Origin of the sequence: Haliea salexigens DSM 19537 (genome assembly GCF_000423125.1) — a bacterium.
Lineage (GTDB): Bacteria > Pseudomonadota > Gammaproteobacteria > Pseudomonadales > Halieaceae > Haliea > Haliea salexigens.
Genome location: NZ_AUHJ01000009.1, coordinates 131,816 through 158,773, shown reverse-complemented (window position 1 = coordinate 158,773; position 26,958 = coordinate 131,816). Strand labels below are relative to the sequence as shown.

Genomic DNA, 26,958 nt, shown 5'->3' with positions numbered 1-26,958 from the left:
TTGCGACATGCTGCACCTGCTGGAATTCGAGGAACTGGTTGGTCGTTACTGGCACCGTTGGGCCTCGGCCACCAGCAGTTATCCCCATCATCCGCACGCCGCTGTGCACCTCGATGACATCGCCCCGGTCCTGGGCGTTTTCTTCCGTGCGGTGGGGGGAGAGGGCGGTGCTGCCGTCGGCGCCATTGCGGCACGGGAGTCCGGGCACCGCCTGCGCTTGCGCCAGCGCCTGGGTTTTGACCGCGAAGTGATGGACCAGGCGCGCATCGACGAGGAATCGCTGCTGCTGCCTCCCTGCATAGACCTCTTTCCCGATCGGGCCCTGAACCGCGATCTGTACTTCTGGCTCGCCGCGCACGCGGCTGCCCTGCAGCCGCCGCCCCCAGCGAAGAATGCGGTTCAGGCTGACCTGCTGTCCTTGCGTGCTGCGCTTACCGCTGCTGAGCGTGTGTGCAGCGAGCTCCCCGGCTTTCGCGACCGCTACCAGCGGCTCTGCAGCGCCTTGTTGCCACTGCGGCCATACCGGAAACTGCCGCCGCTGGAACAGGCGCTGGAGGTGGTGATTCGCCACGCGCTGGGTGAAGAAACGCCGGCATCGGCCTTTGCCGGGCAGCTGGTGACGTTGGTGACCAGCCCCGGTGTTCCTGTCGACAATGTTCAGGCGCCGGCGAACTATCATCCGCCGCTACCGGTGCCTCTGTGGGCCACCCGTTTCAGCCTGGGTACCCACAACGTGGAGCGTCCGGACGCGGAGGACGAGGACGGGCAGACGCCCCTGCAAGACCAGCGGGAGGGTGGCAAGCGCAAGGCGCGTCGTCAGCAACAGGACCAGGCCGAGCGCGAGGACTCGCTGATTTTCAACCGTTTCGAGAAAATGCTCTCGTTTGCCGAGATGGTCAACGTGAATCGCATGGTCGATGATGAAGAGGATGAGGACGCCGGGAAAGCGGCGGAGCAGCTCGAGGAGATCACCGTAAGCCCGCACCAGCAACAGGCTGCGGCGCGTTTGCGTATGGATCTCGACCTGCCGCCCGGAGAGGCCCTGGGTGCCGCCTCCGCAGCGGAGGTGACATATCCCGAGTGGAACTACCGCAAGCGTGTCATGTTGCCCGCGCACTGTACGGTGCTGCCGGGTGAGCAGGCCGCGGATGGTGACATCTGGCAGCCAGATGCGGCGATGAAGCAGCGCGTACGTCGTGTGCGGCGGCAGTTTGAGGCCTTGCGACCGAAACGCATGTTGCTGCGTGGCCAGCTCGACGGCAATGAACTTGATATTGACGCCGTGGTGCGCGCCCAGGCCGATCAATCCGCATCGGGCAACAGCAGCGACCGCCTCTATGCCGATGCCCGTACCGTAGAGCGCGATCTCGCGGTATCGATACTGGTCGACGTCTCACTGTCGACAGAAGCCTGGGTCGATGACCGCCGGGTGATAGACCTCGAAAAAGAGGCCCTGCTGGTGCTCGGGCATGGTCTGCAGGCCTGCGGCGACGAGTTCGCCATTCACAGTTTCACCTCCCGACGACGGGACAAGGTGTGGCTGCAAACGCTAAAAGATTTCCGCGAGCCGATGAACCACGCTGTGGAGCAGCGTATCGGAGCGCTGAAGCCCGGTTACTACACCCGCATGGGTACGGCAATTCGTCACCTCACCAGCGGCCTTGCCGACCTCGGCCAGCGCCATCGCCTGTTGCTGGTATTGACCGATGGCAAACCCAACGACACCGATTATTACGAGGGGCGCTACGCGCTGGAAGATACACGCCACGCCGTACGTGAGGCGCGCCGCGCCGGGGTGCGTGTATTCGCCGTGACGATCGACCGCGAGTCACAGGGGTATTTCCCCCGTATTTTTGGTCGCGGTGGCTATTCAGTGGTATATCGGCCTCAACACCTGTCGACGGCGCTACCGGCGATTTACCGGCAAATTGTGGCGCAGTAAAAGCGCCACCGGAAATGCCAGGAGCGCGGCTTGCCGGGTGTGCGTTCCCGGCTAGCCAAACAGCAGGCTCCCCGGTCGGTCAATAGGGCGGTTGGACGTCAGTCGAGCAATCCCCACACCGCAGCGCGCCACAAACCAGACGAGCATGGCTGTGATGTAGAGATAGCCGAATGTCCAGGCCGCCAGAGGTGAGATGTGCAACACCCCGAGCAGTTGCCACAGGCCAACGGCAGCTGCGGAAGCCGCTAGCATCCACCAGAATGTGCGCACCTGAAAGCGCAGGTGACTGTTAACCCAGGGTGCACTGCGCCCGAGCCGGTAGTGCGCCACAAGCGCCCCCAGGGGCAGGGTGACGATGCTCATGATGGCGCCCAGATACAAGCCGTAGACGATAACCGCGGTACCCCGACCCGGCGAATCCTTCCCCGTTTGCTCAAGCGCTGCCCGCGCCTCTGCGTTATCCACTGTCGACATGCCGACCTCGCGAATTCTAGTTGATGTTCCAGGTGAGCTTCATGGAGGCGCTGCGTCCGGGCGCCAGCAGATTTTCAGTAGACTCGCGATAGTCGCGGTCGAGGAGGTTCTGCAGTTCCACGGCCAGCAGTAGATTGTCACCCAGGCTGACGCCCAGTGCCGCGTTCAGTGTAGCCCAGCCACTGCGCTTGGTTTCAATCAGGCCTCTGGCGCCGGGCTCCAGCAGCAGGGATCCGCTTTCGCCACGCAGGTAGAGGTCGGCCCAGAGGGTCTGCCAAAGCCCGGTGAACTGTGGCTCCAGCATCACCCCGGCGCGCCCCGCGAGTGCAGGAATGCCGGTATCCCAGGTGTCGAAGCTGCCGAAGTCGTTGTTGCGCTGCATCCAGGTGAAATTTACATAGGGCTGCAGTGCCTGATCGGCGGTTTCCCAGGCCAGGTACAGCTCCAGGCCGTGTGCGTTGGAGGAGCCGATGTTGCGGTATACCTTGTCTGTCGGTCCGAGGCAGTTGTCGGCACTGGTGCAGAAGATGTGGTCAATGTAGTCACTGGAGTCGGAGAAAAACAACGCAGCGTCGGCCGTCCATTGTCCCTGCATGAAGCGCCAGCCCAGCTCATAGTTGATGCTGGTTTCGGGCGTGAGCTCGCTGTTGGGGTTCACGAAGTTCGAGCCGGCGTAGGCGCCTGTGGCGAGTTGCATGAGAGAGGGGTAGAGATAGCCCTCCGAAATATTGGCGCGCAAGGCACTGCCGGGGCCGGTGGACCAGTTCAGCCCGGCAGAGGCGATCAGGTGGCTGTCAGAATCCAGCGGCGCGGCGCGCAGGCCGGGGCGGTTGCTGCGGTCCAGTTCGCCATCAACCTGGTAGTAGCGTGCCCCTATAACCGCGGTCAGTTGGTCGCTCAGGGCCCAGTGGTCCTGCACAAAGGCGGCCAGGGTGCGGATACTGGCTTTATCATCGATGCGCTCGGTACCGGTGCTGGCGATGGGGGTCCAGGAGAGTGTGTCCACCTGGCGCCCCTGGCGCACCTGGTCGTTGCTGTACTGCAGGCCGGTGACTACGCGATGCCGTCCCCAGGGCAGCCAGTCCGCCTGTAGCAGCAGGCCGTCGCTGCGCAATGTGCTGCGCGTATCGATGTCGCGGCGATACCATACGGTCTCGGTGTTGCTCACAAAATGGCGCAGGCTGTCCTGGGTGAATGCCGAGACGAGCAGCCTGTCCAGCAAGGCGGAGGCCGGCTCCCAGGTGTAATCCAGGGCGTAGCGTTCCCGATCCCGTTGCGGTGTGCTGAGCGCCAGGTCCACGAGCGGAAATGTACTGCGGGCCACCTCTTCAACGAAGATGTCCGAGCGCGACTCATATTGGTCCCAGGTCAGTCCCAGTGCATGGTTGCCAGCAGCTTTTTCCAGAAAGCCGTAGTAACCCTGGTTCTCGAACGCTGTGTTTTCTGCACGTCCCTCCGGCGTCCGGCGCAGGCCGTGGTCACTGTCGGCTGCGGCCAGTCGGTAGCTCCAGCCGTCCTGCATACCGTGCACGCTGGCGAATAGTGTGTCACCACCGGTAGTGCCGTCGTAGCCACCTTTCACGGTAGCCTGTAACGGCGCGGTGCCTCCTTTCAATGTCATCAGGTTGGTCACGCCACTCAGCGCCTTGGAACCGTACAACACGGAGCCCGAGCCGCGCAGGATCTCGATTCGGCCCAGCATGTCGGGATGGATGGTCAGGGGGGTGCCGACTTCGCTGTGGTCCGCCAGCTCCTGGCTGTCGACCAGGATAGCGCTACGGCGGGAGTCTTCACCGCGAATGCGGATGCGCTTCAGCCCTGCCTGGCCGGAGTCGGAAACCTGCAGCCCGGGCACATCGCGGAGGTAGTCGGCGACGCTGCTGCCTGTCATGCGTGCCAGGTCCTCGCGAGTCATCACGCTGAGGCTGGCACTGCTGTCCAGGAGCCGCTCTTCGACACGGCTGGCAGTCACCACGACTTCCTCCAGTGGCAATTCCGCGCTGGTGGCAGCAAGGCCCGACGCTGTGCAGAACAGCAGGCCGTGGACAAGGCTGAGAGCGACATAGTCGGGCTTAAGTCGGAAGGGTGGCATACGATAGGTCATTGAATATCCAGACAGTTAGTGCAGTGTAGTTGCGCAGGCCGGCGCCTGCTTGAGTGATTTGTCCAGCGCGGACGTGTCATCCTTTTCCAGGGCCTGCAACAAGCGGTTGTAGTCGGGACAGTGGTCAACCGTGTCCGCACCGGGTGGCTGGTAAATGAAACCGCACTTGCGCAGGGCGTCTGCCAGCTCGGCGCGCCTTTGCCCCGCGCCTTGTGCGCCGGGCTCGGTCAATGCCGCCACGGTGGCGCTACAGTCGATCGCCCAATGCGCTTCCATATCTTCCCCTGAGGTTGTGAAACGCTCGTTCACGAGGTCACTGTCGGCGCCGCTGGCAGCGCCGGCGGCGAACAGTAAGCAGGCCATCCAACGATTCATGTGCGCAGTAAACCGTATTCAGGCCGGGAATAAAATGATGCAAGTCATTTGCTTCTTATAAAGCCTTGTCTATGCTGGTTCCCATAAAGTTGCGGGATGCAAAGACGTGTTGAACTACCGGTTACTGTTGCCCGTCATCCTGTCGCTGGCGGTGGGTCTAGTGCTGCTGCTACTGCCGATCAGGGCACAGGCGGTCGATCGAACAGCGATGCAGCGCCTCTTGCCGGGAGCCGGCGCAGCTGCACCTGTGCAATCGGTGCCAGGGCTCTACAGCGCGCAAGCACCGGGCGGGGGCGCGGTTCTGTTATTTGAAACCAGTGATTTCGTGCATATTCCTGCGTATTCCGGCGTGCCCGTCAACGTGCTGGTCGCCTTGACACCAAGCGGTAAATTTGTGGCCGCCAGCGTGCTGGCCCATGAGGAACCCATTCTGGTGGTCGGCATTACCGACCGCGATCTTCGGGCGTTCGTGAACCAGTTTGTGGGCAAGCACGCGTCTGACGCTATTCGCGTTGGCGCCCACGATCGGGAGGGGTATGTCGGTATTGACGGGCTGAGCGGCGCCACTATCACCGCAATGGTTATTACGCGCACCGTCACGCGCGCCGCAGAGCAGGTGCTGGCCGCCTATGCCGCCGCGGCCCCAGGTTCTGATGTGCCGACAGGCGCAGCCGAGCCACCTGCAGCCGAGTCCCGTGCCGCCGAGCCCGCGGAGCCGGAGTGGCACTGGAGCTGGCAGCAACACCGTGTGCAGGTGGCGGTACTCGCGGTTGCCCTGTTCGTGCTGTTACTGGTGCTTTTCCTGCAGGATTGGCTGGTGCAGCACAAGCGGTTCTTTCAGCGTTTTCGTGTCGCCTGGCTCGCATTCACCGTGGTGTATATCGGCTGGATCTGTCACGCCCAGTTATCGGTCGTCAACTTGCTGGGGTTTGCCCGCAACCTGGCGGGCGGGTTTTCCTGGGAGAGCCTGCTGCTCGACCCTGTCATTTTTCTGCTCTGGGCATTTGTAGCGCTTAGCATTCTGCTCTGGGGGCGCGGTGTGTATTGCGGTTGGCTGTGCCCCTTTGGCGCTGCACAGGAGCTGTTGTCCAAGGCATCGCGCGCGCTGGGCTTTGCCGGTTGGCAGTTCCCGCACGCGGTGCACGAGCGCCTGTGGGCAATCAAGTACCTTATTCTCCTGGCAATTCTCGGGTTGGCGCTGGAGTCCATGGCCAATGCCGCGCGCCTGGCGGAGGTCGAGCCCTTCAAAACGGTGTTTGTGATGCAGTTCGATCGCCCACCCGCCTATGTGCTGTACGCGCTGCTGCTACTTGTTCTCACGGTGTTCAACAGCAAGTTCTACTGCAAGTATCTGTGCCCGCTGGGCGCGGCTCTGAGCTTTGTCACACGCTTCAAGGTGTTTGACTGGCTGCGCCGTCGCGTGGAGTGCGGCCACCCCTGTCAGACTTGTGCCAACGAGTGCCAGATTGGCGCGATACGCCCCACGGGCGAGATTATTGATAACGAATGCCACTACTGTCTGGATTGTCAGGTGACCTACTGGGATGGGCACCGCTGCCCACCGCTGGTGCGCAAGCGCAAGAAGCGTTATCAGGGCCAGTTGCCGGAGGATGCCGTTATCGCCACGGATGCATCCGCCGGGCGGACTGAAAGTTGACCTGCGTCATGTTGTCTACTAGAACATGCAGATAAAATGCATTTTAAGAAGCGCATTGAACATGAGCGCGTTTAAGGGGAAGGATGATGAAAACCAAAGCAAACCGCTGGAAGCAACGTGCAGGCGCAGGCCTGTTCTCCGTGACACTGGGTTTGAGCGCCGCAGCGGCGCTGAGCCAGGACAAGACTGACCACCCCGGTGTTACGCCGGGTGAAATGGCGTACAAAGGCGCGCCTGTCATGGCCGGCGACATGAAACGCGTGATCTCACCCGGCGCCCCGGATATGACCCAGGCCGAGTTCGAGTTGGCCACCAAGCTGTACTTTGAGCGCTGTGCAGGCTGTCACGGGGTACTGCGCAAGGGCGCCACCGGCAAGCCCCTGACACCGGATATTACCCAGGAGCGTGGCACAGAATTTCTCAAGGTATTGATCAACTACGGTTCGCCGGGCGGCATGCCGAACTGGGGCACTTCTGGCGACTTCACCGAAGAGCAGATCGATATCATGGCGCGCTTCCTGCAGCACGAACCGCCGGCACCGCCCGAGTGGGGCATGGCGGAGATGATGGACACCTGGGAAGTCCTGGTGCCTGAGTCCGAGCGGCCCACCAAGCCCCAGCACAGCTACAATGTGGATAATATTTTCTCCGTGACCCTGCGGGATTCCGGTGAAATTGCCCTTATTGACGGGGACAGCAAGGATATCGTCACCATTCTGAAAACCGGCTACGCGGTGCACATTTCACGCGCCTCGCATTCCGGTCGCTACGTATACACCATCGGACGCGATGCCAAGATCGACATGATCGACCTGTACATGAACCCACCGCAGCGCGTGGCAACGGTCAAGATTGGTCTTGAGGCCCGTTCCGTGGAAACCTCGAAGTTCCCCGGCTACGAAGACAAGATCGCCATTGCCGGTGCTTACTGGCCCCCGCAGTATGTGTTGATGGACGGTGCCACACTTGAACCGACCAAGATCATGTCTACACGCGGTATGACCGTAGACACGCAGGAATACCACCCGGAGCCGCGTGTTGCGGCGATCGTGGCCTCCCACGAGCACCCCGAATTCATCGTCAATGTGAAAGAAACCGGCAAGATCCTGCTGGTGGATTACAGCAATCTCGATGCGCTTTCCGTGACCACACTGGAAGCGGCGCGGTTCCTGCACGACGGCGGCTGGGATGCGAGCCACCGCTATTTCCTCACCGCTGCCAACCAGTCTGACAAGATCGCTGTGGTAGATTCCCGGGACCGGAATATCGAAGCGCTGGTGGATGTCACCAAGATCCCGCACCCCGGTCGTGGCGCCAACCTTGTTGACCCTGAGTTCGGGCCGGTATGGGTGACCTCGGCACTGGGCAACGAGAACATGACCTTCATCGGCACCGATCCCGAGAACCACCCGCAGCACGCCTGGAAGGTGGTGCGTACGCTGAAAGCACAGGGTGGTGGCTCGCTGTTCGTCAAGACCCACCCCAAATCCCGCAACCTGTGGGTCGACAATACCCTGCATCCGCAGGAGAGCGTGAGCCAGTCGGCGGCGGTGTATAACATTGACGACTTCGAGGCGGGTTACGAGGTGTTGCCCATCGCCGAGTGGGCAGGGATTGAAGAAGGCCCGGCACGCGTGGTGCAACCCGAGTACAATGCCGCCGGCGACGAGGTCTGGTTCTCCGTCTGGAACGGTATGGAGCAGGTGTCGGCCATCGTGGTCGTGGATGACAAGACGCGCAAGCTGAAGCATGTCATCAAGGATCCGAGGCTGGTAACCCCCACGGGCAAGTTCAACGTGTACAACACACGCAAGGATATCTACTGAAATGGGTTCACCGTTGTCATCTGGCAGCCACGCAAAGGGGCCCTTCGGGGCCCCGAGCGTTCGCGCCAACGGTCTATACGGACTGCTCCTTGGTACCACGCTGACAGCAGTGCCCGGCGTTACCGCCGACAGTAACGGCAATGGTGTGGCTGGCATGATCAGCAATGGCAGTGCCCATCTCGATTTTCGTTATCGGCTCGAGTACGTGGATCAGGCACCGTTCGCTGATACAGCGCTGGCCTCGACTCTGCGCTCGCGGTTGACCCTGGTCTCCGCCGACTGGGCGGGCGTGTCGTTTGTACTTGAAATCGATGATGTCACGGCCATCGGCAACGATCTTTACAACTCCACCACCAATGGCGAACTGCGCTATCCCGTCGTGGCGGACCCGGAGGGCACCGAAATCAACCGCGTGCAGGTGGACTACCGCAATGGTGATGTGCACGGCACCCTGGGTCGCCAGCGCATCCTGCACGGTAACCACCGCTTTGTCGGCAACGTGGTCTGGCGCCAGAACGAGCAGACTTACGACGGCCTGCGCGCACAGTGGCAGCCCGCGCGTGGCCTGCAGGTGGACGCGAGCTACGTGTACCGCGTACGGCGCATCTTCGGGCCCGATGATGGCGCTCAGCCGGCGGATTGGGGCGGCGACATCGGCCTGCTGCGGGCCACCTGGTCGCCGGCAGAGAAGCAGAGCCTGTCCGGGTTTGCGTATCTGCTGGATATCGATCCGGATGCCAACTTCGCGCCCGGACTCACCGTCGCCAATGCCAGCGACACGGTGGGCGTTGAGTACAGTGGGCAATGGTCGGATTTCAATCTCAATCTGGCACTCGCAACCCAGTCTGATGCAGGCGACAATTCAGCGAATTACCGCGCCACCTACTACAACGTGGACGCCGGCTGGGCCCTGTCGCTGGCCAGGCTGGAGGTAGGTTACGAGGTACTGGGCAGCGATAACGGGCAGGGTTTTCGCACGCCGCTGGCCACACTGCACAAATTCCAGGGTTGGGCGGACAAGTTTCTCGGTACGCCCGGTGACGGCATCCAGGACGCCTGGTTCGCGGTGTCGGGCAAGCGTGATGCCTTCAACTGGCGCGCGGTGTACCACGACTTCGAGACCGACCGGAACAGCCGCAGTCTCGGCTCGGAACTGGACCTGCTGCTCGGTTGGGCGCTTACGCCCAAACTGTCACTGGAGCTGAAAGCGGCGTTTTTCGACGGCGATGGCACGCCAGCCTATCAGGATACCGACAAAGTCTGGCTTACGGCTCACGTCGCATTTTAAACAACACACACGTTACGACCGCCGCGGCGGGCGATACTCCTCCCCGCCGTTTATTTGCGCTCTGAGGCGAGTATGAACGCCTCGAGTGCCTTGTCGATGCCGAATACGTGGCGGCGGAGCCACTCGGTGAGGAAGGTGGCGACCACCGCCCTGAAGGCGGCATCGTCCGCCTCCTGCTCCAGAAGCGACGCAATTTCCTCGCGAAACTGATCGTGCGCCGCAATGTGCGCGCTGCGTTCCGGGTAGGCGAGGGCGGCCATGTAGTGTTCCTCCAGCGCAAAGTGGCTTTCCGCGTAGTCGTGCAGGTGGCGCACCACATCCGCGCCGGATTCGGGTTGGGCGATCAGGTCAAGGATCGCGAACAGCGTCTGATGCTGCGCGTCCTGCCAGAGGATGTCACTGGTCTTTTGCATACTGAAAACATAGCCGGTCTTTCGGTGCTGTACAGCGCGCGTGGTTTAGTATGGCTACCACCGGGCGCACAATTTTCAATCCCGGGCAGTGCGCTATACCTGCGCAGGCAGTAGCGTTAAGCTTGGGCGCAAGGCGGTTCGCTGCCGCTGCGCCGAGCCCCCACGGTTGGCGCCCGAATAACAAGCAACACTGGAGCACGTATGAGTCACAACGTCGATCCCACCCGCGAACAGTTTGATGTTTTCAAGTCGCTGCCGCGTGATACGCCGATCATGATGCTGAACCTGGTTCGGCTCAACGCCGAGGCCGTGTACCCCGATGGCGAGACCATCACCGGGGCAGAAGCCTACAGCCGTTACGGTAAATACAGTGGGCCGGTTTTCAAGCGTCTGGGCGGCAGCATCCTCTGGCGTGGGCGGCCCGAATGTGTCGTCATTGGTCCGGCGGACGAGCAATGGGATGTCGCGTTTGTGGCGCTCTATCCCAATTCCGGTGCCTTCATGGCCATGGTCACCGACCCCGAATACCGTGCGATTGTCGTGCACCGTCAGGTAGCGGTTGCAGACAGCCGCTTGATACGCCTGGGTCAGGCAGAGGCGGGTGCTGCATTCAGCGCCTGATGGTGATTCGGTCGGCGCCCGTCAGGGAGAGGAGGAACATATGAACTGGATTGTCGAGGGGCTCGATCGGGAGCAGCTGCTGGACCGCTTGCCTGCGATCAGCGGTCCTTTTCGTGAGCTCTACCGAAGTGTGTATCGGTTGCCACAGGTGGCTCCTGAAACCCTGGAGCTGTGTCGCCTGCGGCTCGCGCAACTGCACCGCAGCGATGCAGATTTCGCGCTGCAGGAAGTGCCGGTATCCGCCGAGCAGCGCGCCCAGCTGCAGGATTGGCCGCGCGCATCCGTATTTACCGATGAGCAGCGCGCCTGCCTCGAGTTTACCGAGGTGCATGCGATGGACTGTGGCGCCATCACCGACGCCCAGGCCGATGCGGTCAAGGCGCACATCGGTGAGGACGGCCTGGTGGCCCTGTTGCAGGCGCTGGGGGTATTTGACGGGCTCATCCGTTTGGGTCTTTTGTGGCAGGCAGCGCCTGTGGGAGTACATCAACATGCCAGTTAGTGCGAGAGTGCAACCACCTGCGGGTAACTCCGGCAACGTCATTCGCGATTCCGCGCTGGGTATTGTGCCCGGCACCCTGGAGCCCTACTTGGCGCTCAATGCCGCGGTGTGGGATGCGGGCCCTCTGCCCGCTGCTGAAGTGGAGTTGGCGCGGTTGCGCAATGCGCGCCACACGGGTTGCGTGATGTGTCAGGCGGTGCGGTATGACGTGGCGATCAGCGATGGGTTGACCGAAGAAAAAGTGCAGATGATACGCGCGAATGAGCCGGACGCCGAGCTGTCGCCGCGGGAGCGGCTGCTGGTGGCGTTTGTCGATCAGTACAACCTGGATCCTGCCGGCATGGATGACGCGTTGCGCAGCGCGTTGCGCGATCAGTTCAGTGAGGCGGAGTTGTTGCACCTGTCACTGTTGGTGGCATGGTTCAATGGCTCATCGCGCTGTGCGGTGGCGTTGGGCGGCATGCCCGAGGCGATGCCGCGTATGGAAATCAGTATCCCCCGCTAGGAGAGCCGGCCAGGATGCGCACCTATGTAACACCAAAACCTGCGTCTTATATATGGGAGGCTTGGCATGATGTTTTTTCAGAAAAACAGCATGAAAGGCTTTTAAGGCGCGTTGCAGCCAAAAAACGTCATTGACTAGGAAAAGCGATGGAGCGGAGTATTGTGAACGTTGCAGGGGTGGGAGAATAGAGGGTGACAGCATCGGGTAAGCGGGCAGACGACACCCGTACGCGTCGCAGAACGCAGGCGGAGAGAGTGGCGCTGTCTGACACGCGCATGTTTGAGGTGGCTGTTGAGTTGATTGTAGAGCGCGGCACCGAGCGCACGACGCTAAAGGAAATTGGCGAACGCGCGGGATATAGCCGTGGCCTCGCGCATTCCCGTTTTGGCTCCAAAGAGGCCTTTCTCGACAAGCTGTTCGAGCGTTTCGATGAGCGCTGGAAAGTACACCTTGGCAGCTATGTCGGTGGGAAAACCGGCATAGCTGCTCTGCTTGGTACGCTGGGCGGAGTGCGTGATTTCCTCACCACCGAGGGCGACTATATGCGTGCCATGTATATCCTATGGTATGAGTCGCTGGGTCACAATTCGAAGATTCGCAATAAGCTGGCAGAACATCATCGCATCTATCGAGAAGACGTGGTGAGTTGGGTGCGCTCCGGAATTAAGACGGGCGACATAAACCCAGTGATCAGCCCGGATCAATTTTCAGTGCAGTTCAACGCGTTCATTTTCGGTCTCATCTATCAGTGGCTGGTAAATGCCGAGGCGCTGGATCTCCATGCTGTGTTTGCTGATTACGAAAGCAGCATCAAACGGTTCCTCACCAACACGGATTAATCTCAAGTCCTACCCACAGATAGCTCGGATCCACAATCAGTGGATTCACTGTGGTTCACAGAATTCGACAGCCTAGATCGCCGCGCTTCCAGCGGCGTTGATACCCGACCACAACGTGTAAACCCTGCGAACCCAGGTGGCGGCACATGGCCGCACCCAGGCCGCCGCTGCCTCCGGCGATGGCGATGGTATCTGACATGGAAGGTCCTTGTAGCTGCATGCCGGTCGGCGCATGGGGCCTGCCGCCGGCAGAGTTAATATTCTTGTTTGCGTCCAGCAACCTAGTTTAGACGCGCTTCAAGAGCTTGTCACTCATTTGTCGCTGGCTGTTTGGCGTTGTCGACCCTGTCGGTTTTTTTTACAGTGGTTCAGTTTTCAGAGAATTCCTCGCTCTTTCTGCCGCAGGTTTTACCTATTTTCCGACATCCCGGCTATTTTTCCGCCTGAACGTTTGGTGTCGCTATCAATTCCATAACAAACTGTTTTTTATGATAAAAAATCTTTATCGTCTGTTGCGCCGGCAGTGTTTGATCTATCTTGGGTACACGCGCTCGACTCAGTGCCGGCAAGTTGGCACGATGTGTGCTTAATGTATTGCGTCATCGTCCAATTTCATATGTAAGGGTTTTTTTATGAAGATTTCGCATTTTGCACTTGGTCTTCTCGGTAGTATCGCGGCTGGCTTTGTCAACGCGTCAGCGCCAGACCAGGATCTCACTGGCACCTACACGGTGATCGGTGCATCGCTGGACGGCAGTGCCTGGACCGATAGCAGCACGGTCATCACCATGGGCCAGACGTACGCCCTCACCATTGATCTTGATTACTCACGCTTCAGTGGCAGCACTGCCTACGCCGACGCGCAGAACGTGGAACTGGCAATTGGTCCCCAGGCAATCGGCAGCGCAGCGAGCGGAGCCCCCAGCTCTTTTGTGGACAATGCTCAATGCAATACTTACCCCATCGTAGGAGCATTGTGCACCACGCAGCGCGATTCAGCCTCTTGGACTCTGGTCGGTGAACTGATGTTTGACGAGTCATTCGGTGCCGCGGGCGTCTACGACGTCTCGCTTGCTGGTGGCGCATTCCAATCGCTGACAGTACAGGCAGCAGCAGTGGCAAGCCCCGTCCCGGCTCCCGGCACACTCGCCATCTTCGCCCTGGGCCTGTTTGGCCTGGCGGGTGCGCGCCGCCTGAAGCAGCGTCGCTAGAACGCGCTACTCAGCTCGATGTTGAAAGGCCCCGCACTGCGGGGCCTTTTTCGTTGTGGGGTCTAGTGCCTCAACCGTCCAGCATGAAGCCCAGTGGCGCACCTGAGCCGATCGAATAGAACCTGTCCAGATTTGGCAGTACCGCATTCAAGTCGCTGTCGCTGACACCGAACCAGCGGGCCAGCTCGGCAAAATACAGGTCGGTCGCGGTGGTGGGTACGTATACGCCCCGCCCCACATCCAGGGGATTGTCGGGGTGTATGTCCGGGTACTCACCGTAGTATCTGCCGCCATTCACGGCGCCGCCCATCACGATATGGTGCCCGCCCCAGCCGTGGTCCGACCCCTTGCCGTTGGAGGTGAGCGTGCGTGCAAAGTCCGAGGTGGTGAATGTGGTCACCATGGGCAGTGCGCCCAGCTCCCCCAGGGCATCGCGGAACGCCAGCAGCCCGGCATCGATCATCGGCAGCATGGAGGCCTGGTTCTCCAGCAGGCCATCGTGGTGGTCCCAGCCCCCCACGGTAACAAAGAACGTCTGCCGCGAGGCGCCCAGTTGATCGCGCACGCTGATCATGCGCGCGATCTGGCGCATCGCCTGGCCAAAGGGGTCGGTGCCGAATGGCGTGCTCAGTGGCTGCGCCATCGCCAGCGCACCAGACACGGCTTGCTGCGTAGCGAGCGCCTCGGTAAACCGGTCGCCATATTCGCGGCGTAGCAGTTGTTGTTGGTTGCGGGCGAGCAGGTCGTCGACGACTGCGCGGGTAAAATTGCCGCCCGGTGAGTCATCGGTGTAGCCATTGAGTGATCTCGCGCCCTGTTCATCCGTGGTGATGCTGTAGGGCGTGGTGGTATTGCCGCTCTGGAAAACATTATTCCCGGACAGCGAAATGTTCATGGCGAGGCCATTGTAGGGCGAACGCGCTTGCAACAGATCGGCAATGCGCCCGCCCCAACCCTGGGCGATGCGTGCATCCGAGACTGCGGTTTGCCACTGCTGGATCTGGTCGGCATGCGAGAACAGTCCGAGCGGTACCGGCCAGTTACCAGCCGCGATGGCAGCGCTATCCAGTGGTGCGACCAAAGCACCGACGTTGTTGAGCAGCGCGGCATCGCTCTCGTTGAACAGGCGCTGCAAACCGGGCATGCCGGGGTGCACCGCATAGGCGCGCCCCGCGCTGTCGCTGCCGGCAAGCGGTCGCAGTGCACTGCGCGGCAGGGCGAGGTCCGAGCGCATGCTGGCGTAGCCGGCATAACCGTCGCTGTCCCAGGGCACCAGCATATTGAAGGAGTCGTTGCCCCCAGCCAGCAGCACACACACCAGGGCGCGATAGTCGCCGCTGGCATTCTGGGCGGCGGCGCGCCGCACCAGTCCGAGTTGTAGCAGGCTGCTCGCGCCGGTGGCCGCACCGCCCAGCAGCAGGCCGCGCTGTAAAAGTCCTCTTCGCGTCAGCATATTATAATTCCACCGCATAATCGGGAGATATCAACAGCAGGTACAGCACCACGCGGGTACGCAGTTCCAGGTCATCCAGCTGCAGCGCCGTGGAGGTCAGGCTTGCCCGGGTCTCCTCGCCCAACGTACCGTAAGTAAAGACGGTATCCAGTCGATCCAGCAGGGCGGGCACGTCATCTGCCAGCGCCACGTATTCGCTCAGGTCGAACGTGGCGGCACTGAACGGTGGTTCCCGCAGGTCGTTGAGGAAGTCACCCAGAATCGCGCCTTGCAGGAGGTTGGAAATGGCGACGATGGAGCTGCTGTTGGTGATCTGGAATTCAGGCGCGACCAGCCCGCTATCGGCGATCTCGCCCACTGGCGCGAAAGCCGGCAGGAAAAAATTGAACACGCTGGGCGAAGATAATGGGTGCTGCTGGATTTGCTCCTGCACGTAGAAGCCCGCATTGGCGTAGAAACCATCCGGGCTGGTGGTGTTGAGCTGGCGCAGGGTGGCAATCAGTCTAAGCAGCGGTTCTCGCAATTTGCCACGCGATTGCGCCGGGTCCGGTTCGGCCCGCGCTTCCGGGTCCAGCAGCACCGCCCTGATGGTGGCGCGCATATCCCCACGCGGCTCGCCGCCGTCACCGTTGAACGCGGCCGCGACGCGGGCGACATACTCGGGAGAGGGGTTGGAGCTGACCAAACGCTGAATGAGCTGGCGGCCGATGAATGGCCCCACATTCGGGTGCTGGAACAGGTTGTTCACAGCGTCCTCGATATCCTGCATGCCGGTTTGCCCTGCGGGCAGGACGGTGCCGCGCAGCAAGCGTTTTTCCCCGCTGTCGTGGAACGCCTCGAACATGCGCATGGGTTCTCGGAACAGCGGTTTGTAAGCCCGGAAGTCCGCGTTGCGTCCGCCCCAGGAAAGCCCGGTGAAGACTCTGGCAAACTGCCGGATATCGTCGTTGCTGTAGGTGGCAATCGGTTGGCCACTCTCGTCCAGCCGTTCTGTGCCATCGGGGTTGAGCTCGAACAGACCAATGCTGAACAGCTGCATCACTTCCCGGGCGTAGTTTTCATCCGGGAAGGTGTTGGCCTCCGGGTCGGCCGCGGCGTTCTGCAGGTGGCTGAGGTACACACCCATGGCTGGGTGCAGGGTGACGGCCAGCAGCAAGTCGCGGAAGTTGCCGAAGGCGTGTTGCAGTAGGGTGTCGTAATAATTGCTCAGCGCGTAAGGCGACTGGTAAAGCAGGTCGACGTTGTCAGAGACAACAAAGATTTCGCTGAGGGCGAACGCGACACGCTGGCGCAGCTGGTCCGGCGCGGTAAGTGTTGTGTGCCACCACGCCATGCGGCTGAAAAGCCCTTCGAGGCGGGTTGGGTCCGGGTCCAGTGCGGCTAATTCACCGCGTGCGGCGCGCGCCATCAATTCGCTGACTACCGCATCGTGTGAGCTTGCATTGGCGCCGAGCTGCGCGTCCAGCCAGCCACTCTCGCTCGCCTCATCGATAGCACGGATACCTTCCCAGGGCATACCAAAGGTGGCCCGCGATGCCAGCCTGGCGGCGGCGTCAATGCCGCGCAGGGGCTCTTCTCCCGGAAGAGGCTCTGGCTCCGGCTCTGGTTCAATGGGGGCTGGGGTAACGGGCGGCGCGTCCGGCGCCGGGTCGGCTCCAGAACCGCCGCCCCCGCCACATCCGCTGACGGCGGCGAAACACAGAACAATCACTGCAATAGCTGCTGCTTTCAACGACTCGCGCCTCGTTTGCAATTTGCTCCAAACAAAGCTTAGGTGTTCTGCGGGTAACTGTCTTCTGAAACCTGTGGGAAAAGCCGGTTTGTGGCGGACGTCGCTGTGGCATTACGCGCGCGTCGTCAGGAAGTCTTGGCATCGCCCGCAGCGCGGCTGGCTTGCAGCGTGAGTGGGACCGTATAATGAAGAACGTGCGCAGGTTGCAGCAGAGAGTGGGAGCAGGGTGATCAGATACATTTTTTCCGGTGTGCTGATGATTCTGGCGTCACCGCTGCTGAGTGCATGGCCGCTGGTTTTCGTCGCGCTGGCACCCGCCTTGACAGGCTTCTGGCATGATTCCGGCTCGTCTGCCAACCCCGTACAGCCGCGCAGGTTCTGGCGGGTTCTGCTGGGTGGATATCTGGTCGGACTCTGCTACGCAGCCTCCCATTTTTACTGGTTGGTCGAGTTCAAGCCCCTGTGGCTGCTCCCTGTGTTGGCCGGTTTCGCGCTGATGCCGGCGATGCTTGGGCTCGCGGTGTGGGTGGCTGTTGGTGCAGGCCTGCGGGGCTTCTGCTTGTTGTTGTGGACGGCGTTAAGCTGGACGGCGATTGAGGTGCTGGGCTCCGACCTGTGGCTCGGCTTGCCATCCTATGCGCTGGGGTATTACCTGTGGCAGGTGCCGTTGTTGCTGCAAACGGCCGACGTTGCTGGGGTCTTCGGCATCAGCTTCGGCATTATGGTCGTGAACGTGTTGGCTGCGCAGTGCTGGCAGGCGCGCGGTGCAGGCAGGGTATCCTGGTGGGTGCTCACTGCGTGCCTGAGCGCGCTGGTGCTCGGGTACGGCATCTGGCGTCAGGCGGCGGTGGTCAGCGCCACTGAGGCGGTGCCTGGGGTGCCGGTGCGTGCCCTGCACACCGCTGTGACGATCGAAGAAAAACACGATGAAGCCGCAACACGGCGCATGTTCGACAATTTCAACCGCGTTACTCGAGACGCTGCGGATGCGTCCGGTGCGGCCGCCCTGACCGTATGGCCTGAGACCAGTCTGCCACTCTGGCTGCGCTCCACGGAGTACCGGGACATTATGCAGGCGTTATCGCAGGCTGCTGCGGACACAGGCACGCCTGTACTGGTGGGTGCTTACTCCATGACCCTTACCGCCTCGGGAGCACCTCAGTTATTGAACGCCGCCTTTCTGGTTCCTGTTTCCGGCTATATCGCCGAGGAATACCACAAGGTGCTGTTGGTGCCGGGCGCCGAACACAATCCGCTGGAGCGGTGGCTGCCGGAGCGTTTGCGGGAGTGGTGGCCATCGCGAATGGCGCCGGGAGACAGTAGCGGGCCGCTTGATGCGGGCGCACTGCAGCTCGGGGTTTTCATCTGCTGGGAGGCCTTTTTCCCGCAGCATGTCCGCGCGCTGACTCACGCCGGTGCGGAGTTGCTCGTGAACATGTCCAACGACGAGGCGGCGTTTGGCCCGTTGCAACGAGCCTATTCCATTCCGATGCCGCACCTGGTGTTGCGAGCGATAGAAAATCGCCGATTTGTCGTGCGCAGCGCCAATGTCGGTTCGTCGTTGTTCATCTCACCCACGGGCAAAGTCGTTGTGGCTTCGGAGCCGGCCACCACCGGCATAGTGCAGGCGCTGGTCACACCGTTGCAGGAGCAGACCTGGTTTACGCTCCACGGATTCCAGCTTGCACGGACCGCGTTCATGCTATGGCTTGTGTGGGGTGTGTGGTTGGTATGGCGCTTAGCGCGGCGCCCCGTGGCGCGCCAGTAGCTGCGTCTGCCGTGCCAGGTTGTTCGCTGCCTGGGGATGGCCCATTTCCTCGTGCAGGCGGGTGAGGTGTTGCAGCAGCCGTGGTTCCAGTGTGCCCAGGCGCAGCGTGCTGTATAGACTCGTGGCTGCGGCCTGGAGGTCGCCTGCCTGCAGTGCCAGATAGCCGTTGATGTGGCTGGTCGTGGCCTGCGCGGAGCTGCCGGCAACGCGCTGCAGCGCGCGCAGAGTCGCCCTCGATTCCTCCGCCTTGCCCTGTTCGGCCAGCGCCCAGGCCAGGGCAGCCAGCAATGCGGGAGAGTCAGGCTTGAAGTTCAATGCCCACTCGCAAGCACCTTGCGCCCGCTCGTGCTCACCGCGTTCTGTGTACAAGCGTGTCAGTGCCAGTTGCGCCAGAACAAAATCGGGGTGCGCCTCAATAATGGTGCGGTAGCTTGTGAGGGCAGCTTCATCATCGCCGCCGGCCTCCTGCGCCGTGGCCAGCAACAGGCGCAGGGCAGCGCTGCCGGGAAGTACGTGCAGGGCGTCTTCCAGTGCAGCGGCTGTTGCCGTGTAGTGACCCATTTGCCGCAGGTTTTCCGCACGCAGCAACAGGAGCAGTGGGTGCTCCGGCCATTCTTGCAGGGCCTGGTCGAGCAGCTCCAGAGATTGGCGGTGGTAGCCCTGGTCAAAGGCGAAGTAGGCGAGGGCCAGGGGCGCCGCCAAATCGGTGTTTTGCAGGTGGTCCGGTAGTGCCGGCAGCCGCGCGAGTTCAGACAGGGGTAATGGGGCGCGCTGCATGGCCGCCAGAACCGCGTCTACATCGCCCTGGCCGAGAGCGATCATCGCCATACCGGGTTGCAGTGCGGGAGGCAGGGTAGCGGCCGGACCCAGTGGTTGCAGGGCTTGGGCTGCCGCGTCGGGTTGGCTCATGGCCATGTGGGCCAGCGAGCGCGTGAGCAGTATGGCGGCATCCGCGGTACCCAGCGTTGGTGCATCCATCAGCGCCAGCGCCACTTCAGGCTGCCCGGCAAGAACCTTGATCTGGGCGCGTGTCACCGCCAGCTCGCGCGAGTAGCCGCGAATATCAGTCGCCACTGCACTATCCGCGGCCTCAAATCGACCGTCACTCGCCATACTGCGAGCGCTGGCGATGGCGTACACCGGGGTTGTAGCGGGTACAGGTGCCGTGGTGTCAGCATTGAACAGGGCGAGAGCCTCTGCGGGTTGGTTCAGCGTGAGCAGCAGGTTGGCCGTCGTGTCCCGCAGCCGGTCGCGGTCGAAAGACTCCTGCGCACTGGCAGGCAATGCGGCCGCTGCCTGGAGATAGCGGGCTGCTTCGTGGCTGCGTCCTGCCTGCAGTTGTAGTCTACCCATGAGGAACAACAGGTGGCTGGAGTCAAACTGCTCCATCAAACCCAACTGAGTGCTGTAGCCGGCAAGTTCAGGGTAACCCGCCGCGAGATAGGCCTCTGCAATCGCCCATGCCGCTGGCACCGGGAGTCTTTCACCGGGTCCGAAGGTCGCCAGGCCGGACTCCGCTGCCGCCAAGTCACCGGAGTATACCTGTGCCGCAATGCGCAAACCGCGGCTGGTCGCGTCCAGTGAGCCATCGTGTGCGGCGGTTTTCTGCAAAACCTGGGCATACTCGCCGGCATCGAGATGCGCCAGTAATTCAGCCTGGAGAATGTCGGTGGCAAACAGGGAGCCGATAGGTGCGGGGGTTTCCGGTGTTACCGGGGCGGCATGAACGGGCGCAGCGAATAGGGCAACGAGAGCCAGGCAGGACAGGATGCGCAAGAGGGAGCTCAGCCGTATTGTCGGGGTTGCTGCCTGCGATCGGCGATCTGGCGGCGCTCGCGGGTGATCAATTCACCGTTGACGGTAATGGGAAACAAGGTGGGCGCATTGGTCTGACGACGGTCGCCGCGATTGCGTGGCTGGTGATCCCGGCCCGTGTTGGGTACCAGGGAGATGTGTTCGGGTTCATCGTCGGAGACGTAGCGCCGGGCGGCCATGGTGAAAAGCACGACGGACACGAGCAGGGCACCCAGTCCCAGTATCGCGATAATTGTCAGTACTGTATTCATTCCCCGCTCACTCCCCCTCACGTTGCTGGCCTGAAGCAGCCAACTAAAGTCTGTTAACCGCTAAGTTGTTATTCTGATTGCAATTTACGCACCAACAAGGATAGACGTATTCGATATCAAGAGGTTACCTAATGCCGGGGAGCAGCTCAAGCGAAACCGCAGGCTGTAGAATTAAAAAACCTGACACATTTGGGTAATGCAGACGTCACAAAACGCGGGTGAAGATGGCCGCGCTGCGAGAGCGTGGACCCTAGCGGGCACCCTTGCCAAACAGAATGACTTCTGTGGTTTGTAATAACACCAGGCAGTCGAGGAAGAGGCTTCTGTTTTTCACGTAGTAGAGATCGTATTCCAGCTTGTGCAGCGCATCGCGCTTGGAAGCGCCGTAGGGGTAGTTCAGTTGCGCCCAGCCGGTGATCCCGGGTTTCACGCAGTGCCGCTTGTCGAAGAAGGGTATGCTCTCGGACAATTCGCGCACGAATTCGGGCCTTTCCGGTCGCGGACCTACCAGAGACATATCGCCCACCAGCACGTTCAGGATCTGTGGCAATTCATCGATGCGCAGCTTGCGGATCACATGGCCGACGCGCGTGATCCGGCTGTCATTGGTGGTTGCCCAGCGTGCCTTGCCATCACTTTCGGCGTCCACGCTCATGCTGCGGAACTTCAGCACATCAAACACGCGACCGTTGAGTCCCACACGTTTCTGGCGGAAGATCACCGGGGCGTGCAGTCCGTCTTCGAGTTTGATGGCGACAATGGTGACGAGCATCAGCGGCCAGGTGCCAAACAGCAACACAAACGCGGCCAACATATCGAGCATGCGCTTGCCTTTGTTGGATGAGCCGCCGGCGGCGAAGCCGTCCGAGTAGATGAACCACTCGCGGGGGGCTTCCTCAACCAACACCTTGCTCGCTTCCTGTTCGAAGAAGTCGAGAATGTTGACGACCTCGATGCCCGACGTACGGCAGTGCATAAGCTCGTCAGCGGGCAGCGCCGCGGGGTTGTCCAGCGCGACCACAATCTGGCGGATGTCATGTGCCAGAGCGTACTCGTGCAACGGCTCGTCGGGGGTGAACACGTTTCCCGTTTCCACCAGCGTCTGTTCACTGTCGGCGCGCACGTAGCCGGCAATACGAAAACCGCGTCGGTCGCTTTTGCGGCGCATGCGCTCGGCGATATTGGCGGCGCGCTGGCCGCTGCCGAGTACGAGAACCCGGCGCTTGAACTGCTCCAGTTCCACGGTGTTGGCGAAGATCACGCGGGTAATGAGACACGAAGTGAACGCAATGGCGGAGGAGTAAGCCAGTACACCGCGCCACAGGTGCAGCGAGGGTACGAGGTAGAACATGGCTGCCATGGCGATAGTCACCAGCACAAAGGAACCGGCAACGCGCAACATAATGCCGTTGAGCCCCTCGCGCAGGCGTGGTTGATACAACCCCAGTGCGGTCATCGCCAGCACCGTGGTGAGTGCAAACACCAGGGCACGCGGCAGCAGGGTTTGCAGGTGGGAATCCAGTAGGGCCTGGTCGCGCAGGAAATACAGCAAAGTCCCCAGATAGCAGGCGCCCGTGAAAAGGGCGGCATCAAGCAGTGCCAGCCAGTAATAGGCGACATGAACGTGATGTTTAAAAACGCGTCGGGTTCCCAACAGGCTGCTCGCTAACATGATGGCCAGTTCCCAGTGTACTTTGCTTGTGCGCTGTCGCGTGGTTTACGGGCGCCGCTTATACCAGCCTATAAACTCTAGTAGCTAACGCTATTAGTACAGAAGGAATGTGACAGTTTGTGACAAGGTTCTCAGATCCGCAACCACTAAACGAAGAATTCCAGAGGTTGTGGGTGACTGAGGAACAGGTGCGGGCTGGCGGTATATCCGTATGCACCGGACTGGAACAACACCACAAGGTCACCAATGTCGGCTGTCGGTAACGGCATGCGCTCTCCGAGCAGGTCCAGCGGCGTGCACAGTGGGCCGACGATAGTCACCGTCTCCTGCTCCCTGCTGATCACTCGATTCCCAATACATACCGGGTAGTTCTTGCGGACCACCTGACCGAAGTTCCCGGAGGCTGCCAGATGGTGATGCAAGCCGCCGTTGGTGATCAGGAACGTCTGGCCGCGTGATACTTTTTTGTCGCTGACCGTACAAACGTAGATCCCGGCCTCAGCCACGAGGTAGCGACCCAGTTCCATGACGAGTTCTACGTCCGGGAGTTGCCGCAGGGCTTCATCCACACGATTTTGCAGGTTCTGTACCACGGGCGCCAAGTCGAGGGATTCTTCCCCGGGAAAGTAAGGCACGCCAAAACCGCCCCCGATATTGAGCCAGCGGAAAGGCTTCGGTGCCTGCGCGGCCAGCCGTAGCGCGAGCTCAAAGGTTTTGTCATGCGCCTCGATGAGCGCCTCGGGCCGGAGGTTCTGTGAGCCACTGAAAATATGTACCCCGACAAGATCGAGTCCCAGCGCGTCTGCACGCGCCATGGCGTCAGGTACCTGTTCCGCATCAATGCCGAACGGCTTCGGGCCGCCGCCCATTTTCATGCCAGAGGCCTTGAGCTCGAAATCCGGGTTGACGCGGATGGCAACAGGCGGTGTTGTGGCAAGCTCTGTGGCGATATCTGCGACTCTCTGCATTTCGGTCATGGATTCCAGAATGATGATGACGCCGGCGCTTACCGCTGCGCGAAGGTCTTCCAGCGACTTTCCAGGGCCTGCGAAACTGATCTCTGCCGGGTCTATGCCTGTGGCCAGTGCTGTGGCAAGTTCGGCGGCAGAGGCCACATCAAGGCCATCGGTCAAGCCTGACATGTGCTGCACGACGGCAGGCATGGGGTTGGCTTTGATCGCATAGTGCAAGTGAATGGCGTTGGGGAGTTGTTGCCGTAGTTGCGCCACACGCGCATCCATCACGCGATGGTCATAGGCGTAGAAGGGCCTGCCATCCGCCTGACGGGCGAGTTCAGTCACCGGTTGATTGCCAACCTGCAGGCAGTTGTCCCGCACGGGGAAGTGATTCTGGGGCGCATGCTGCGGGCGACCGCGTTCGCGGGGTTTGGTGGATGATGTGTTTTGCTGTTCGGTCATTCCGTTGGCTCCTGAAACAGGCTCGCGTATTCGGCATTCAATGCGCGCCGGTCAATTTTTCCGTTCTGGTTGTGGGGCAGGGCTGCTCGCACGATAACCCGTGCGGGGACCATGAAGTTGGGCAGTTCGCGCTGGCACAAGGCCAGCAGCTCGCGCTCCAGCGTTTCGCTGTTCGCCTGAGCCGCCGGTGTTACCACCAGTGCAATAGCCTGCCCCAGTTGCGTGTGGGGCAGGCCCAGTGCCGCGGCCCCGGCAATCAGGCCGGACAGATAGGCAACTTCCTCCACCTCGGTGGGGCTGACCCGGTAGCCGGAGGTTTTGATCATGTCGTCCTTGCGGCTGACAAAGTAGAGGTAGCCCTCCTCATCGCGCACCACCTGGTCGCCGGACCAGACGGCAATTTCCGCCAGGGGCAGTGCCGGGTCCTGTCCGGGGGCGGGCCGGAAGCGTTCGGCTGTCTTCTCCGGATCATTCCAGTAGCCCAGAGCGACCAACGCGCCCCGGTGCACCAGCTCTCCGGGCTCGTTGGCAGCACACAGTTCACCGGCCTCGTTCACCACCAGGATTTCGGCATTCGGAATCGCCTTGCCGATGGATTGCGGCCGCTGCTGCACCTGTTCCGGTGGCAGGTACGTTGAGCGGAAGGCCTCGGTGAGCCCGTACATGAGGAACACGCGCGTATGCGGGAGTTTGTCCTGCAGGGCACGCGTGCTGGCTACCGGCATGGCGCCGCCGGTGTTCGTGACATAGCGCAGGGTGTCGGCGACTTCGTCGGGCCACGCCAGTTGCAGCAGCTGGTTCCACAGGGGAGGGACGGCCGCGAGCCCGGTGACCGCGTAGCGCGCTACTGCTTTCAGCACGTCCCGGGGCAGCAGGTAGTCCATCAATACGACCGAGGCGCCGACAGAAAATGCGGTGGTGAGCTGGCTCAGCCCGGCATCAAAGCTGAGCGGTAGTACGGCGAGCAGCCGGTCGTCCGCTGTGTTCTCCAGGTACTCGGCCACACTGCGCGCGCCCGCCACCATGTTGCGATGTGAAAGCACGACACCCTTCGGGTTGCCCGTACTGCCGGAGGTGTACAGCAGGGCCGTCATGTCGGTGTCGATGCGCCGATGGGGCGCTCGTGCGGGCGCTGCGAGAAGCGCTTGCCACTCTATCACGTTGAGCCCACGGAGCTCGCTCGCGAGCGTCTCCCGGCGCTCCGCGGCGAGTGTGTCCACCAGCACGAGGGTGTGCAGATCGCTACAGGCCGGCAGCTCGGCAGCCAATTGTTGCAGGCGTTGTGCGGAGGTGATCAGCACGCGCGCCTGACTGTGGCGCAGGATATAGCTCACCTGTCGCGGCTTGAGCACCGGATTGACCGGGACGAAGCAGCCCCCCGCGGCCGCCGTGGCAAAAATACCCACCACGGTCTCCGGCTGTTTGGGTAGATAGATGGCGACACGTTCCGCGGCGCCGAGCCCTTCTGCGAGCAAGCCGCGGGCCGCGTTCTCCACCTGCTCTGCAAGCTCTGCATAGGATAGCACCGTATCGCGAAACAACAGCGCGGGCCGTGAGCCCTGACCCTGCGCGGCCCGGGTGATGAACTGATGGATAAGGTCTGCCACCCGCGGTTCTCCTTGCCTGGGGTTGCCTGAGTCGCCGCCGTTGCGCGGGCTCATGATTCTGGACTATGGTCTCAGGTTTGCAGTGTCGCCTGTGCGAGCCGCCTCGGCAAGTATGAAGCGGTGCACGGTGCAGCTGGCTGTCACAGGAGTGAGTGCATGACACGTTTTCATCCCAACGGATTGCCGGCGCTGGTCTGGCTGGTGTGCAGCGCGCTGTTTGCGCAGCCCCTTGCGGCTGCATCGCTGGCCGATGTGATAGAGGGCGTGCGTCCCGCGATTGTAGGTGTGGGTACCAGCTATCCGCCGCGACAACCCATCGGTGAACGCCGCCCCGACAGTTTGCGTGGCACAGGTTTTGTGGTGGGCAATGGCCATTTGATCGTGACCAACTACCACGTGTTGCCGGAACTGCTGGACCACGACAACCAGCAGATGCTCGCAGTATTTTCCGGGCGCGGACGGCAGGCGGTGGTGCACCCCGCGGAAATCGCGGCGCAAGACCCGGTGCACGATCTGGCCATTCTGCGCATTACCAGCGCGCCCCTGCCCACCTTGCGGCTGGGCGATTCCGCCACGGTGCGAGAGGGTGATGCGGTGGCCTTCACGGGTTTTCCCATCGGCGGTGTGCTGGGCCTGTATCCGGTCACCCACCGCGGCATGGTGTCGGCCATTACCCCGGTTGCGCGTACCGCAGATGCGGCGCGCGACCTCAATGCGGTGCAACTGCAGCGCATGCGCAACCCCTTTGATGTCTTTCAACTGGACGCCACGGCCTATCCCGGCAACAGCGGCAGTCCCGTTTATGATCCGGAAACAGGCGCCGTCATTGGTGTGGTGAACAGTGTGTTCGTCAAGGAGTCGCGAGAGTCGGTGCTGGAACGTCCCTCCGGTATCAGCTACGTGATACCGGTGACCTGGGTGCGCGAATTGCTGGACCGCGTGGCGCACTGAGTTGCTCAGGGAGAAGTGATTGATGTTCTGGTGGCGCCCACAGTTGCGCGTATTGTTTGTCTGCACCGCCAATGTGTGCCGCTCACCGTTGGCGGAAGCGTTATTGCGTCATCGGTTACGCAGCATGGGGCTGGCGCGCCGTATTGCGGTGGCCTCGGCAGGCACGCGCCCGGGGCAGCTCGGCCGGCCGCCTGATCCACGGGTGGCGCGGTTGGCGCGGGAATATGGGTTCCCGCTGGGGAGAATCCGCGCGCAGCAGGTGACTCCTGCCCTGCTGGAACGCAGTACCCATGTGCTCGTCATGGAGCAGGTGCACAGCGATGAGCTGGCCGTGCTCGCAGCCGGTAGCGACGCCCTCTCACGCGTGCGGTTGCTGGGTGAGTATCAGGAGGGTGTGCCCCCGGGCGGTGTGCCGGTGGCGGATCCGTATTATGGTGACTGGCCGGGATTCCAGGCGGTGTATGCGCAGATCGATCTGGCGCTGGACGGTTTGCTGGAGCGGTTGCTGGCGGATCTGGCGCAGGCGCGATGATG

The 26,958-nt window shown here is 61.6% G+C and carries 24 protein-coding genes; 12 read left to right on the top strand and 12 right to left on the bottom strand.

The annotated features are described in order from the left end of the window. The first annotated feature begins 7 nt into the window (after window positions 1–7). On the top strand, window positions 8–1,942 hold the full coding sequence (locus G533_RS0111950; RefSeq protein WP_027950146.1) for a nitric oxide reductase activation protein NorD: 1,935 nt from the start codon (window positions 8–10) through the stop codon (window positions 1,940–1,942). 51 nt (window positions 1,943–1,993) lie between these two features. Here the strand turns inward: G533_RS0111950 and G533_RS21825 are convergent, their stop codons facing one another. From G533_RS21825 to G533_RS0111935, 3 genes are read right to left on the bottom strand one after another with little or no spacing between them, the layout of a single operon-like run. After that, window positions 1,994–2,416: a DUF4870 family protein gene (locus G533_RS21825; protein ID WP_051230264.1), complete on the bottom strand. Its 423-nt coding sequence runs from the start codon at window positions 2,414–2,416 to the stop codon at window positions 1,994–1,996. A 16-nt stretch (window positions 2,417–2,432) separates the two neighbouring features. Further along, window positions 2,433–4,520, bottom strand: coding sequence for a TonB-dependent receptor plug domain-containing protein (locus G533_RS0111940; RefSeq protein ID WP_027950145.1), 2,088 nt, complete (start codon window positions 4,518–4,520; stop codon window positions 2,433–2,435). 15 nt (window positions 4,521–4,535) lie between these two features. Beyond that, window positions 4,536–4,883: a hypothetical protein gene (locus tag G533_RS0111935; protein ID WP_027950144.1), complete on the bottom strand. Its 348-nt coding sequence runs from the start codon at window positions 4,881–4,883 to the stop codon at window positions 4,536–4,538. A gap of 118 nt (window positions 4,884–5,001) precedes the next feature. Here G533_RS0111935 and G533_RS21820 point away from each other — a divergent pair, with 118 nt between their 5' ends. The 3 genes from G533_RS21820 to G533_RS21815 all read left to right on the top strand — a co-directional run bounded on the left by G533_RS21820 (window position 5,002) and on the right by G533_RS21815 (window position 9,666). After that, complete coding sequence (locus G533_RS21820) at window positions 5,002–6,552, top strand: 4Fe-4S binding protein (protein WP_205622609.1); 1,551 nt, start codon at window positions 5,002–5,004, stop codon at window positions 6,550–6,552. An 86-nt stretch (window positions 6,553–6,638) separates the two neighbouring features. Further along, complete coding sequence (locus tag G533_RS0111925) at window positions 6,639–8,378, top strand: nitrite reductase (protein ID WP_027950143.1); 1,740 nt, start codon at window positions 6,639–6,641, stop codon at window positions 8,376–8,378. Window position 8,379: 1 nt separating this feature from the next. Further along, window positions 8,380–9,666 carry an alginate export family protein gene (locus G533_RS21815; protein ID WP_051230262.1) on the top strand — a complete coding sequence of 429 codons (1,287 nt, stop codon included), beginning with the start codon at window positions 8,380–8,382 and terminating at the stop codon, window positions 9,664–9,666. A 50-nt stretch (window positions 9,667–9,716) separates the two neighbouring features. On the opposite strand, the gene G533_RS21810 is transcribed toward G533_RS21815, so the two are convergent. Further along, complete coding sequence (locus G533_RS21810) at window positions 9,717–10,079, bottom strand: hemerythrin family protein (protein WP_051230261.1); 363 nt, start codon at window positions 10,077–10,079, stop codon at window positions 9,717–9,719. 201 nt (window positions 10,080–10,280) lie between these two features. Here G533_RS21810 and G533_RS0111910 point away from each other — a divergent pair, with 201 nt between their 5' ends. The 4 genes from G533_RS0111910 (at window position 10,281) to G533_RS21800 (ending at window position 12,546) form a co-directional block, all read left to right on the top strand. Continuing rightward, window positions 10,281–10,700 carry a DUF1330 domain-containing protein gene (locus tag G533_RS0111910; RefSeq protein WP_027950142.1) on the top strand — a complete coding sequence of 140 codons (420 nt, stop codon included), beginning with the start codon at window positions 10,281–10,283 and terminating at the stop codon, window positions 10,698–10,700. Between the two features lie 40 nt (window positions 10,701–10,740). Continuing rightward, window positions 10,741–11,202, top strand: a complete 462-nt coding sequence (locus G533_RS24815) for a carboxymuconolactone decarboxylase family protein (protein ID WP_051230260.1) — start codon at window positions 10,741–10,743, stop codon at window positions 11,200–11,202. Continuing rightward, the gene (locus G533_RS24810) at window positions 11,192–11,707 is read left to right on the top strand and encodes a carboxymuconolactone decarboxylase family protein (RefSeq protein WP_158413417.1); all 516 of its coding nucleotides are present in this window, start codon (window positions 11,192–11,194) and stop codon (window positions 11,705–11,707) included. Before G533_RS24815 ends, G533_RS24810 begins: the two co-directional genes overlap by 11 nt. A gap of 254 nt (window positions 11,708–11,961) precedes the next feature. After that, entirely contained in the window at window positions 11,962–12,546 is a 585-nt protein-coding gene (locus G533_RS21800) for a TetR/AcrR family transcriptional regulator (RefSeq protein WP_240472426.1), read from the top strand. 55 nt (window positions 12,547–12,601) lie between these two features. On the opposite strand, the gene G533_RS24805 is transcribed toward G533_RS21800, so the two are convergent. Then, entirely contained in the window at window positions 12,602–12,745 is a 144-nt protein-coding gene (locus G533_RS24805) for a hypothetical protein (protein WP_158413416.1), read from the bottom strand. A gap of 433 nt (window positions 12,746–13,178) precedes the next feature. Here G533_RS24805 and G533_RS0111890 point away from each other — a divergent pair, with 433 nt between their 5' ends. Beyond that, entirely contained in the window at window positions 13,179–13,757 is a 579-nt protein-coding gene (locus tag G533_RS0111890) for a PEP-CTERM sorting domain-containing protein (protein WP_027950140.1), read from the top strand. 70 nt (window positions 13,758–13,827) lie between these two features. On the opposite strand, the gene G533_RS0111885 is transcribed toward G533_RS0111890, so the two are convergent. Continuing rightward, window positions 13,828–15,210 carry a DUF1501 domain-containing protein gene (locus tag G533_RS0111885; RefSeq protein WP_240472425.1) on the bottom strand — a complete coding sequence of 461 codons (1,383 nt, stop codon included), beginning with the start codon at window positions 15,208–15,210 and terminating at the stop codon, window positions 13,828–13,830. A gap of 1 nt (window position 15,211) precedes the next feature. Continuing rightward, complete coding sequence (locus G533_RS0111880; RefSeq protein WP_027950138.1) at window positions 15,212–16,942, bottom strand: DUF1800 domain-containing protein; 1,731 nt, start codon at window positions 16,940–16,942, stop codon at window positions 15,212–15,214. Between the two features lie 226 nt (window positions 16,943–17,168). On the opposite strand from G533_RS0111880, the gene lnt reads away from it, so the two are divergent. Beyond that, window positions 17,169–18,710 carry an apolipoprotein N-acyltransferase gene (lnt, locus tag G533_RS0111875; protein WP_027950137.1) on the top strand — a complete coding sequence of 514 codons (1,542 nt, stop codon included), beginning with the start codon at window positions 17,169–17,171 and terminating at the stop codon, window positions 18,708–18,710. On the opposite strand, the gene G533_RS0111870 is transcribed toward lnt, so the two are convergent. The 5 genes from G533_RS0111870 to G533_RS0111850 all read right to left on the bottom strand — a co-directional run bounded on the left by G533_RS0111870 (window position 18,681) and on the right by G533_RS0111850 (window position 25,473). After that, a complete protein-coding gene (locus tag G533_RS0111870) occupies window positions 18,681–20,486 on the bottom strand; it encodes a tetratricopeptide repeat protein (protein WP_027950136.1) in 1,806 nt (601 codons plus the stop codon). The genes lnt and G533_RS0111870 overlap by 30 nt on opposite strands. 8 nt (window positions 20,487–20,494) lie before the next feature. Continuing rightward, window positions 20,495–20,776: a hypothetical protein gene (locus G533_RS0111865; RefSeq protein WP_027950135.1), complete on the bottom strand. Its 282-nt coding sequence runs from the start codon at window positions 20,774–20,776 to the stop codon at window positions 20,495–20,497. Window positions 20,777–21,026: 250 nt separating this feature from the next. Continuing rightward, the gene (locus tag G533_RS0111860) at window positions 21,027–22,448 is read right to left on the bottom strand and encodes a TIGR03013 family XrtA/PEP-CTERM system glycosyltransferase (RefSeq protein WP_035527808.1); all 1,422 of its coding nucleotides are present in this window, start codon (window positions 22,446–22,448) and stop codon (window positions 21,027–21,029) included. Between the two features lie 146 nt (window positions 22,449–22,594). Continuing rightward, the gene (locus G533_RS0111855) at window positions 22,595–23,866 is read right to left on the bottom strand and encodes a pyridoxal-dependent decarboxylase, exosortase A system-associated (RefSeq protein ID WP_051230257.1); all 1,272 of its coding nucleotides are present in this window, start codon (window positions 23,864–23,866) and stop codon (window positions 22,595–22,597) included. Continuing rightward, the gene (locus tag G533_RS0111850; RefSeq protein ID WP_027950132.1) at window positions 23,863–25,473 is read right to left on the bottom strand and encodes an acyl-CoA ligase (AMP-forming), exosortase A system-associated; all 1,611 of its coding nucleotides are present in this window, start codon (window positions 25,471–25,473) and stop codon (window positions 23,863–23,865) included. Before G533_RS0111850 ends, G533_RS0111855 begins: the two co-directional genes overlap by 4 nt. 156 nt (window positions 25,474–25,629) lie before the next feature. On the opposite strand from G533_RS0111850, the gene G533_RS0111845 reads away from it, so the two are divergent. Further along, a complete protein-coding gene (locus G533_RS0111845) occupies window positions 25,630–26,424 on the top strand; it encodes a S1 family peptidase (RefSeq protein WP_051230256.1) in 795 nt (264 codons plus the stop codon). A gap of 22 nt (window positions 26,425–26,446) precedes the next feature. Then, window positions 26,447–26,956, top strand: coding sequence for a low molecular weight protein-tyrosine-phosphatase (locus G533_RS0111840; protein ID WP_027950130.1), 510 nt, complete (start codon window positions 26,447–26,449; stop codon window positions 26,954–26,956). Window positions 26,957–26,958 lie beyond the last annotated feature (2 nt).